Annotated in this window: 4 protein-coding genes; all 4 read left to right on the top strand. The window is 75.1% G+C overall.

All coding sequences use genetic code 11. From position 1 onward, the window contains the following. Window positions 1-177 precede the first annotated feature (177 nt). The 4 genes from ssb (at window position 178) to HOP40_RS34640 (ending at window position 11,500) form a co-directional block, all read left to right on the top strand. Window positions 178-714, top strand: coding sequence for a single-stranded DNA-binding protein (gene ssb / locus HOP40_RS34655; RefSeq protein ID WP_172167573.1), 537 nt, complete (start codon window positions 178-180; stop codon window positions 712-714). Between the two features lie 25 nt (window positions 715-739). Beyond that, entirely contained in the window at window positions 740-2,416 is a 1,677-nt protein-coding gene (gene ettA / locus HOP40_RS34650) for an energy-dependent translational throttle protein EttA (protein WP_172167571.1), read from the top strand. A gap of 100 nt (window positions 2,417-2,516) precedes the next feature. Then, window positions 2,517-6,701 carry a hypothetical protein gene (locus tag HOP40_RS34645; protein ID WP_172167569.1) on the top strand — a complete coding sequence of 1,395 codons (4,185 nt, stop codon included), beginning with the start codon at window positions 2,517-2,519 and terminating at the stop codon, window positions 6,699-6,701. An 80-nt stretch (window positions 6,702-6,781) separates the two neighbouring features. Beyond that, window positions 6,782-11,500, top strand: coding sequence for an NAD-glutamate dehydrogenase (locus HOP40_RS34640; protein ID WP_172167567.1), 4,719 nt, complete (start codon window positions 6,782-6,784; stop codon window positions 11,498-11,500). The last annotated feature ends 20 nt before the right edge of the window (window positions 11,501-11,520 follow it).

The following is an 11,520-nucleotide window of genomic DNA, read 5'->3' as shown; positions in this document are numbered from 1 at the left end:
TTTGCGTGCAGACAACCGCTCATCGTGGCACGGCCGGCCGACAGTTCCCGAGTCCGGCGACGCACTTGTCCACATCGTGCGCTCCCGATCCACAGAAACCGCGTGGGTCTGGTGCCGCCTCCGCCGCCGGCGGCAGTCTCGATCTCGTCAGCAGGACCACCGGACGAGGAGAGACCCATGAACCAGACCAGCGTCACCGCCGTCGGCACCGTCATCACGCCGATCCAGCTGCGGCACCTGCCCAACGGCACCCCCGTCCTGAACTTCCGCATCGCGTGCAACGAGCGGCGCTTCGACCGCGACGCCGGCACCTGGATCGACCGGGACTCCTTCTTCGTGGCGGTGAGCTGCTGGCGCCGCCTGGCCGAGAACACCGCGCAGTCCCTGCACAGCGGCGACCCGGTCGTCGTCCGCGGTCGGCTCGTGACGAGGAGCTACGACACCGCCGACGGGCGTCGCAACTCGGTCACCGACCTCGAGGCCGACGTCGTCGCCCCCGATCTGACGCGCTGCACGGCCGTCGTCACGCGGATCCGGCGCGCCGAGGCGGCCGCCCCGTTCGGCGTCGCGGTGGTGCCGGTCGACGGGGAGGGCTCGGGCGAGGGGACCGGTTCGTCGGAGCACCCGTCGGACGACCCGTGGAACGACCAGCAGGCCCCGGCCGCGGAGGGCGAGCGCGAGCTCGTCGACGCCGTACCGGCCGCAGGGCACTGACCGGCCGCGAACTACCATCGTGCGCGTGGCGGAGTTCATCTACAGCATGCAGAAGGTCCGGAAGGCTCACGGCGACAAGGTCATCCTCGATGACGTGTCGCTCAACTTCCTCCCGGGCGCCAAGATCGGCGTCGTCGGCCCGAACGGAGCCGGCAAGTCCACCGTGCTGAAGATCATGGCCGGGCTGGAGCACCCCAACAACGGTGAGGCGCTCCTGGCTCCGGGGGCCACGGTCGGCATCCTCCAGCAGGAGCCGCCCCTCAACGAGGAGAAGACCGTCCTCGGCAACGTCGAGGAGGGGCTCGGGGAGATCAAGCAGCAGCTCGACCGGTACAACGCGATCGCCGAGCAGATGGCGACCGACTACACCGACGAGCTGATGGAGGAGATGGGCCAGCTCCAGGAGGTCCTCGACCACGCCGACGCGTGGGAGCTCGACTCCCAGCTCGAGCAGGCGATGGACGCGCTGCGCTGCCCCCCGCCGGACTCGCCGGTCACCCTGCTGTCCGGCGGTGAGCGCCGTCGGGTCGCGCTGTGCAAGCTCCTGCTGAGCAAGCCCGACCTCCTGCTCCTCGACGAGCCCACCAACCACCTCGACGCGGAGAGCGTCCTGTGGCTGGAGCAGCACCTGGCGAGCTACGCCGGTGCCGTCCTCGCCGTCACGCACGACCGGTACTTCCTCGACAACGTCGCTGAGTGGATCATGGAGCTCGACCGGGGCCGCGCGATCGGCTACCAGGGCAACTACTCCACGTACCTGGAGAAGAAGGCGGAGCGCGTCGCCGTCCAGGGGCGCAAGGACGCCAAGCTCGCGAAGCGGCTCACCGACGAGCTCGCCTGGGTCCGCTCCGGTGCGAAGGCGCGGCAGGCGAAGAGCCGCGCCCGCCTCCAGCGGTACGAGGAGATGGCGGCCGAGGCCGACAAGCACCGCAAGCTCGACTTCGAGGAGATCCAGATCCCGCCGGGCCCGCGCCTGGGCAACGTCGTCGTCGAGGTCGACCACCTCGACAAGGGCTTCGACGGCCGGGTCCTCATCAAGGACCTGTCGTTCTCCCTGCCGCGCAACGGCATCGTCGGCGTGATCGGCCCCAACGGCGTCGGCAAGACGACGCTGTTCAAGACGATCGTCGGGCTCGAGCACGCCGACTCCGGCACCGTGCGCGTCGGCGACACCGTGAAGCTGTCGTACGTCGACCAGAACCGCGGCGGCATCGACCCCAAGAAGAACGTCTGGGAGGTCGTGTCCGACGGCCTCGACCACATCCAGGTCGGTCAGACCGAGATGCCCTCTCGCGCCTACGTCGCGGCGTTCGGCTTCAAGGGGCCCGACCAGCAGAAGCCGGCCGGAGTGCTCTCCGGTGGCGAGCGCAACCGCCTCAACCTGGCGCTCACGCTCAAGGAGGGGGGCAACCTCATCCTGCTCGACGAGCCGACCAACGACCTGGACGTCGAGACGCTCGGATCGCTGGAGAACGCGCTGGAGCAGTTTCCCGGCTGCGCGGTCGTGATCTCCCACGACCGGTGGTTCCTCGACCGCGTCTGCACCCACATCCTGTCGTGGGAGGGCACCGACGAGAACCCGGCGTCGTGGTTCTGGTTCGAGGGCAACTTCGAGGCCTACGAGGCCAACAAGCAGCAGCGGCTCGGAGCGGAGGCCGCGCGCCCGCACCGCGTGACCCACCGTAAGCTCACGCGCGACTGAGCGCGGGCGCTACCCCGGCCGGTGGAGTCCGGTGGCTCATCCGGGGGTGCCCGGCACTTCGGGAGGTCACGTGGAGTCGGCGAGCACCCAGGGATCGGCCTTGTCGCCGCCGTCGGTGTCGGCGGCGGTCGGGTCGCTGCGCTGGACCCGGCCCGATCTCGCGGGGGCGCTCGCGGAGCACCTGATGGAGTCGGCGTCGGCGGTCTCCGACCGCGACGCCTGGCTCCTGGCCACCGGATGGCGGGTGCACGCCGCGTCGGCGGTCGGTGACGGCCGGGAGATCGCGGCCGACGCCCTCGAAGCGCTGCCGCGGTGGGGGGCCGACGCCCTGTCGGCACCGGCCGCCGCACGGCTGCGGTTGGAGCTGGCGGTCCTCGCCCACGGCGTGGGGGAGAACCTGGCGTCACGGGCGCTGCTCGACACCCTGCCCGGCGACGGTGCCGACGCGGAGCTCGTGGCCGACACCGCCGTGGCGCGCCTGCGCTGCCGCGACGACGGTCCGCTCGACCCGGCCGACGCGCTGGCTGCCTGGGCCCTGGTCGGCGGGGCCCCGGCGGAGATCGGATCGGCCACGGCGCTGCTCGTGGCGGCGTCGGCCGACCGGCGGCTCGGGCGTTCCGGAAGTGCCGTCACGCGGTCGGTGGACGGGCTCGGTCGGCTGGACCGCGCGCGCACCTCGCCGCAGGCGCTGAGCCCGTCACCGCACCTGGCGGCGGCGCTGGCCGCGGAGTGGATCTCGTCGCTCATCGCGGCGGGTCGCTCGGACCAGGCGAGCGAGGGCAGCCGCCCCCTGCGGGCGCGGCTCGTCGAGCACGCGCGTCCGACGCGCCAGCTCGCACTGCTGCGCCTCACCCTGACCAGGGTCGTCGTGGAGGAGGGGCGGGGCTCCGGCGCCGATGTGGCCCGTGAGCTGGAGCGCGCGGCGCACGACGCCGCGGCGAGTGACGCTCCCGAGCTGGAGTTCATCTGCCGGACGGCGCTCGGGGAGGTGCACGAGAAGGCGGGACGGCCCGAGGCGTCGGCGGAGTCGGTGCGCCTCGCCGTCGTCGCCGAGCGCCGCCACCGGGCCCGGGTCGCGCGCTTCCGCACCGCGCTCGTGTCGCTGCCCGGGATCCTGTCGCTGGGCACGGGCACGGGCGCACCGGCCGGGCGCACCGCGCAGCCGGCACCGGGCGTGCCGACGGGTGATCCGCACGGTGTGGCGCCCGGGGCGGGTTCCTCCACGAGCCGCAGCGTCGAGCCCGAGCGCGGACGTGGTGAGGCCGTCGGGCGGCGTCGGGCGGCGGAGTCCGACGCGGCCGGTGATCCCGGGTGGCTGCCGGGCTCGGTGGAGCGCACGGCGAAGCTGCGCGCCGTGCAGGCGGCGTCGATGGCGGACGACGGATCGGCGCGGGACGGTGGCGATGCGGCCGGTGTGAGCGATGCGGCCGGTGCGGGCGGCGGGCCTGATGGCGCTGGTTCCGTTGCCGCCGCCGGTGAAGCGGGTGCCGGTGAAGCGGGTGCCGGTGATGTAGGTGCCGGTGGTGCGGCGGGTCCCGCCCGGACCGCCGGTGCGGGCGGGGTCGGGCGGCGCCGCCGTCGGGCGGAGGACGACGCCGCCGCGACGGCGAACGGATCCTCGGCCGCGTCGCGGTCGGACTCCGAGGGCGCGTCCCGGCACGACCCGGACGGCAGGTCCGGTGCTGCGGCGGGGTGGCCGGGCACCCTGTGGGCGGCCACTGACTTGTCGGCCGTGGGCGGAGGGGTCCCGGGGGCCCGTCGGAACGGAGCGGACCCCGGGGAGACCGAACGCACCGGCGAACCCCGGACCTCGACCGGCTCGGGCTCGCGCGGCGCGGACGGTTCGGGAGCCGGCGGCCCGGGTGCGAACGGTGCCCGCGACGGCGGATCGGCCGACGGCGGGCGGAACGGCTCGGCGGGGGCGCGTGCTCCGAGGTCCGGCGGAACGGGACGCAGCGACGTCTGGCCCGCCGACCCCTGGGCCACCGGTGTGTGGTCGGCGGGATCGACGCTGGACCCGACCCGCGACGGCGCGTCGGAAGCGCCCACGCAGGCGATCCGGGCGCACCGGCCCGCAGGTTCTCCCGCGGCGGGGAGCGGGGCTGCTCGCGGTGGGGGCGGTGAGGTGATCGCCGGGTCCGAGACCGAAGCGGTGTCCCAGGCCGCGGTGCCCTCCATCGCGGTACCCCCGGTGGCCGAGCCGGTGAGCGCCGCTCCGGATCCTGCCGTCGTCTCGGCGCTGGCCGACCCGGAGGCCTGGCTGGCGTCGGCGCTCGCGGACCTCGACCGGATCTGGGGCAAGGCGCCCGCGGGCGGCGGCGGTGACGCAGAGCCGTCGGGGGACGTCCCGGACACGGGGACGGGCGAGTGCGTCGTCGTGCTCGACCTGGCCCGCGAGGGGCAGCGGCTGCCGGCGGACGAGTCGGCCCCGACCGTGCGACGCGTGGCGCGACGGCTGGCGCAGCGGCTCCCCGAGTCGGGACGGTTGCGGCGGGACACCCCCGACGCGGTGTCGGTGGTGCTCGCCGACGGCGACCGTGCCGCGGCCGCCGAGTGGATGCGCCGGGTCGTGCCCGCGCTCGTCGACGGACTGGCGGTCGACGCCGCGGTGCAGGGCGCGCTGCTGCGTGCGGCCGTGCACGACGGGCACGGCGTGGTCGGGGCGCAGGTCCTGCAGCGCCTCGACGGCCGGGCGCGGTCGGCCGGACCGTCGGGGCGGTCGCGCCACGCCACGTCCCGGTCCGACGCCGACGTCGCGCCCGATCCGGATCCCCTGGGTCTGTCGGGACACCGCAGCGGTGGGGATGCCGGGAGCTCCGACCTGGATGAGGGTCCGGGTCGCCGGGCCCGGACGGACGCCGACGGACGGCGGGGCGCGAAGGCAGTGGGCGCCGAGGCGACGGGCGACCGGCACCGGGCGGGCGAGCAGTCCGGATCGGCTCGAGGGGATGTACGCCGCCCCGGCTCCGGGGAGGCGCGGCAGGAACAGGACCGCGGGACACCCGCGCGCGCCTCCGGGCCGCCGGCGGATGACGCCGGCCTGCCGGGCAGCCGGGGCTACGACCCCTCGCGCGACGACGAGCGCGACGTGCGGGACCGGCGTGCGGCAGACCCGGGTCCTGCTTCCGGCCGGAGCCGTGCCGGCGGGATGGATCGTGCCGACGCGTACGGGCGGACCGGGGGAGCAGACCAGGACGGCGGTGCGAACCGGATCGGCGACACGGACCGCCATAGCGGTGCAGTCCGCGACGGCGGTACCGATCGGAACCCGGACCTCGACCCGGGCGCAGACCGCGACGTAAGGGCGGCGCGGAGCGGCGCTGGGAACCGCACCAGCGGCACCAACCGCAACGCGGACGCGGACTCGCACCTGGACTCGCTCTCGCCCCCGCACCTGGGCGCGGACCCGAAGGCGAGGGCGGCGCGGAACGGTGGTGCGGACCGCACCGGCGGCACCAACCGGAACACGGACGCGGACTCGCACGTGAGTGCAGACCCGAAGGGGAGGGCGGCCCGGCACGATGGTGCGGGCCGCAACGGTGGTGCCGACCGGCACGTGGGTGCGGACCGGGACGGCGGTGCGGACCGGAACGGCGGTGGGGACAGGGACGAGGGTGCGGACCGCATCGGTGGTGTGAACCGGAACGGCGTTCCGGACCGGGACGGCGGTGCCGACCGGAACGCGGGTGCGGACCGGAACGCGGGTGCGGACCGGGACGTGAGAGTCGACCGCAGCGGTGGTGCTGATCGCAACCGAGGCGCGGACCGCAACGGCGGGGCGGGCAGGGCGGCGGAGAGGGCGGACGGGGTGGATCGTCCGACCGACGTCGCCGCCGATGAGGCCGACGGCCGGGGCCGCAGCGGCGCGGCCGGCGGCGCGGCACGACCGCACCCCGCCGCCGCGAGTGCGCACGACCCGGACGGGGCCGAGGGGTCCGGGGAGCGGCGGCCGTACCTGCCCGACGGGGTGGTCGTGCGGCCGGGCACCGGGGGGCGCCGGCACCGGCGCGGCGACGGGCCCGCGCCGGCCGAGCGGAACGAGCGCACCGAGCCGGACGCGACAGCGAGGTCGGCGGTGACGTCGGCAGCCGAGCCGGCGCCCGAGTCGGCGAGGTCGGCAGGGTCGGCAGGGTCGGCGGGGTCGGTCGAGTCGGCGGGGTCGGCCGAGACGGCCGAGGGTTCGCCGCCGGGGCGCGGGACGACGTCGACGGGCCCCACCTCGACCGACGGGCTGGGCCTGGCCGACCTCCTCGCGGGGGCGCTCGCGGCCTACCGGGGCATCTGACCGTTCACTCGACCGGGGGGCCCGCGTTCGCCCGGTGGGCATAGGGTGGGCGGTCCGATGACGAGACCCCGGAGCCGCATGTGACCACCGGCGAGAGGGCGACGAAGCCCGGCCCCGAACTGACGGCCCTGCGATCGCTGTACGCGCGGCACGCCCCTGACCTGGACGGACTCGCGGGCGAGCACCTCCCGCTGCTGCTCGCGGCGGCCCGCTCGCACGTCGAGCTGGCCGGTCGGCGCGCGGCGGGGCAGGAGCTGATCCGGGTGCGCGACGCGCAGCCCGAGGGATCGACGGACGGACCGGTCGTCGAGATCGTCACCGACGACATGCCGTTCCTGGTGCAGTCGCTGCTCGCGGCGGTCGCCCGGGCGGGTGGCGAGGTCACGCGCGTGATCCACCCGATCGTCGTGGTCCGGCGCGACGCCGAGGGGCGCCTCGAGGACGTGCTCACCGACGCCGACCCGGCCGGGCCGCCCGCCGACAGCATCGTCGAGTCGTGGATCCACCTGGACCTGGAGACGTCGCACCTCACCCACGACGAGCTGGCCGAGCGCCTCGGCGAGGTGCTGCGGGAGGTCCGCGAGATCGTCGGCGACGCCGAGCCCATGCTCGCGACCGCCCTGCGCATCGCCGACGGCCTGCCCTCGCGCGCCCCGGCCGGCGCCACCGCCGAGCCCCGCGACGTCGCCGAGCTGCTGCGCTGGCTCGCCGACGGCCACGTCACCTTCCTCGGCTACCGCCACTACACGGCCACCGCGGACGGCGAGCTCGTCGCCGAGCCCGGCACGGGTCTCGGGGTCCTGCGCCGCGACGACGCCGAGCGCGCGTTCGTGCCGCGCGTCGACAGCGTTGCCGGCCGTCCGGACCTGCTGGTGATCACCCGCGCCAACGACCCGGGCCCGCTGCGCCCGGAGCACCCCTATTACCTGGCCGTGGCCACCGTCGACGGCGAGGGCCGGCTCACCGGCGAGCACCGCTTCCTCGGGATGCTCACGGTGCCCGCGCTCTACGAGAGCGTCCTGGACATCCCGGTGGTGGCCCGCCGCGTCCGCGACGCCATCCACCGCGCCGGCTTCCCGCTGGAGTCCTACTCCGGCCAGCAGATGCTCGAGGTGCTCTCGGACCTGCCGCGCGAGGAGCTGTTCAGCGCGGGCGTGCAGCGGCTGCACGACACCGCCGTCGGCGTGCTCGCCGTGGCCGGGCGCCGCGCGGTGCGGGTGTTCCTGCGCCCCGACCCGTACCGCCGGTTCGTCTCGGCCCTGGTGTACCTCCCGCGTGACCGCTACACGACGTCGTCGCGCCTCGCGATGGCCCAGGTGCTGCAGCAGCGCCTGGGCGGCACGACCGTCGACCACACCGCGCGGGTGTCGGAGTCGGCGCTCGCGCTCGTGCAGTTCACCGTGCACGCCCCCACCGACGCCGCCGGCTTCGGCGACGTCGACGTGGCGGCGCTGCAGGACGAGCTGACGGAGGCCGTCCGCACCTGGGACGACCGGCTTCTCCAGACCCCGGAGGGGGCCGGGGTCGGCGTCCTGCTGGCCGGGGTGCCGGAGACGTACAAGGCCGCGGTCGACCCGCAGCACGCGGTGGCCGACCTGCGCCGCATCGCCGCGCTCGCCGGGCCCGGCGACTTCTCGGTGCGGCTGCACGACGCCGGGGAGAACGGCGTCCGCCGCTTCGCGCTCTACCTCGCGGGAGCCCCCGCCACCCTGACGGCCGTGCTGCCGCTGCTGCAGCAGCTCGGCGTCGAGGTCCTCGACGAGCGCCCCTCGGAGTTCCTGCGGCCCGACGGGTTGCGCTGCTACCTCTACGACTTCGGCCTGCAGGTCGACGAGGCCACGCGCACGGCGCTCGACGGGCGCACCGAGGCCGAGGTCGAGGCCGGGTTCTGCTCGGCGTTCAGCGCCGCCTGGCGCGGGGACGCCGAGACCGACCGGTTCTCCGCGCTGGTGCTGCGCGCCGGGCTGCCGTGGCGCGAGGTCGCGGTGCTGCGCGCCTACGCCCGCTACGCGCGCCAGCTCGGCAGCCCGTACGGCGTGCAGTACATGGCCGACACGCTGCTCACCCAGCCCGCCGTGGCGCGGGCGCTGCTCGGGGTGTTCCGGGCGCGGTTCGACCCGGCCGTCGGCTCCGTCGAGGACCGCGAGCGCGCGGAGACCGCCGCGCTGTCCGAGGCCCGTGCGCTGATCGACTCCGTCACCGGGCTCGACGCCGACCGCATCCTGCGCGGCTACCTGGCGATGATCACCGCGACCCTGCGCACCAACTGGTTCCGCGAGCGCGACTTCTTCTCCTTCAAGATCGACCCGGCGCTGGTGCCGGACATGCCGGCGCCGCGCCCGCGGTTCGAGATCTGGGTGTACTCGCCGCGCGTGGAGGGCGTCCACCTGCGTTTCGGCGCCGTGGCGCGCGGTGGTCTGCGCTGGTCGGACCGCCCGCAGGACTTCCGCACCGAGATCCTCGGGCTGGTCAAGGCGCAGGCCGTGAAGAACGCGGTCATCGTGCCGGTCGGGGCGAAGGGCGGGTTCTTCGTCCGCGCGGCGCAGCCCGACCCGGCCGAGGTCGAGGCCTGCTACCGCATGTTCATCTCCGGGCTGCTCGACGTCACCGACAACCTGGTCGACGGCCGGACGGTCCCGCCGCCGGACGTCGTCCGCCACGACGGCGACGACTCCTACCTCGTGGTCGCCGCCGACAAGGGCACCGCGCGCTTCTCCGACACGGCCAACGAGGTCGCGGCCTCCTACGGCTTCTGGCTGGGCGACGCGTTCGCGTCCGGCGGGTCGGTCGGCTACGACCACAAGGCCATGGGCATCACGGCGAAGGGCGCGTGGGAGAGCGTCAAGCGCCACTTCCGCGAGCTCGGCGTCGACACGCAGGCGCAGGAGTTCACGGTCGTGGGCGTGGGCGACATGTCCGGCGACGTGTTCGGCAACGGCATGCTGCTCTCCCCGCACATCCGGCTGCTCGCGGCGTTCGACCACCGGCACGTCTTCGTCGACCCGACGCCGGACGCGGCCGCGAGCTTCGCCGAGCGCGAGCGCATGTTCGCGCTGCCGCGCTCGTCGTGGGACGACTACGACCGGTCGTTGATCAGCGCGGGCGGCGGGGTGTGGCCGCGCACGGCGAAGTCGGTGCCGGTCGGGCCGGAGATGCGCGCCGCCCTGGGCCTGCCCGACGGCACCGAGCGGCTCAGCCCGCCCGAGCTCATCGCCGCGATCCTGCGCGCGCCGGCCGACCTGCTGTGGAACGGCGGCATCGGCACCTACGTCAAGGCCACCGACGAGACGCACGAGGCGGCGGGCGACAAGGCCAACGACGCCGTGCGCGCCAACGGGGCGGAGCTGCGGGTCAAGGTCGTCGGCGAGGGCGGCAACCTGGGGCTGACGCAGAAGGGGCGGATCGAGTTCGCCCGCGCCGGCGGGAAGATCAACACCGACGCCATCGACAACTCGGCGGGCGTCGACTGCTCCGACCACGAGGTCAACATCAAGATCCTGCTCGACCGGCTCGTCGTCGCCGGGGAGCTCGACCGCACCGCCCGCAACGCGGTGCTCGTCGAGATGACCGACGAGGTGTCGGCGCTGGTGCTGTCCGACAACCGCGACCAGAACGCCGTGCTGGGCATCGCGCGGGCGCACGCCGCCGACATGACCGGCGTGCACGGGCGGCTCACCGCCGACCTCGAGGAGCGGCACGGGCTCGTCCGGCGCCTCGAGGTGCTGCCCGACGAGGCCGGCTTCGCCGCGCTCGAGGCGGCGGGACTGGGCCTGAGCAGCCCGGAGCTGTCGACGCTGCTCGCGCACAGCAAGCTCGACCTCACCGCGCAGGTGCTTTCCACCGACCTGCCCGACGCGGCGGCGTTCGCGTCGCGGCTGCCGGAGTACTTCCCGCGCGCGATCCGCGAGCGCTTCCCGAAGGCGATCGCCGGGCACCCGCTGCGGCGCGAGATCGTGACGACGCAGCTGGTCAACGAGATGGTCGACGGCGCCGGCATGACCTACGCGTTCCGCCTCGGCGAGGAGCTCTCCGCGACCGCGACCGACGCGGTGCGGGCCTTCGCGGTCACGACGGCCGTGTTCGACCTGCCCGCGCTGTGGGCCGAGCTGCGCGATCCCGCGATCGCGACCGAGGTGTCGGACACGATCGTGCTCGACTCCCGGCGCCTGCTCGACCGCGCGTCGCGCTGGTTCCTCACCAACCGCCCGCAGCCGCTCGCCGTCGGCGCCGAGGTGTCCCGGTTCGCCGAGCCGGTGCGGGCGCTGCGCGGCGAGCTGTCCGGGCTGCTGCGCGGGCGCGAGCTCGAGGCGGTGCGGGAACGGGAGCGCCTGCTCACCGCAGCCGGCGTCGGCACGGAGTGCGCCGCGCGGGCGGCCGCGCTGATGTACGGCTACGGCCTGCTCGACGTCGTCGAGCTCGTCGAGCTGGCCGAGCGCGACCGGGAGCCGCGCGAGCCCCGTGAGGTGGCGGAGCTGTACTACGCGCTGTCCGAGCACCTGGGCGTCGACATGGCGCTGACGTCGGTGAGCGCGCTGGAACGCGGCGACCGCTGGCACGCGCTGGCCCGCCTCGCCCTGCGCGACGACCTCTACGGCTCCCTGCGCGCCATCACCCTCGACGCGCTGCGCGAGGCGGCGCCCGGGACGCCGGTGGAGGACGCCATCGCGCAGTGGGAGCAGGCGAACGCGTCGAGGCTGGTGCGGGCGCGGGCGGCGCTGCACGAGGTCGGGACGTCGGCGCGGCTGGACCTGGCCACGCTGTCGGTGGTGTCGCGGCAGCTGCGGGGCCTGGCGCGCTGACCCGCGGACCTCGGGTGAGA

This window comes from Pseudonocardia broussonetiae, from assembly GCF_013155125.1.
GTDB lineage: Bacteria > Actinomycetota > Actinomycetes > Mycobacteriales > Pseudonocardiaceae > Pseudonocardia > Pseudonocardia broussonetiae.
The sequence above is the reverse complement of the archived record's forward strand: the minus strand, read 5'-3'. Positions and strand labels throughout refer to the sequence as shown.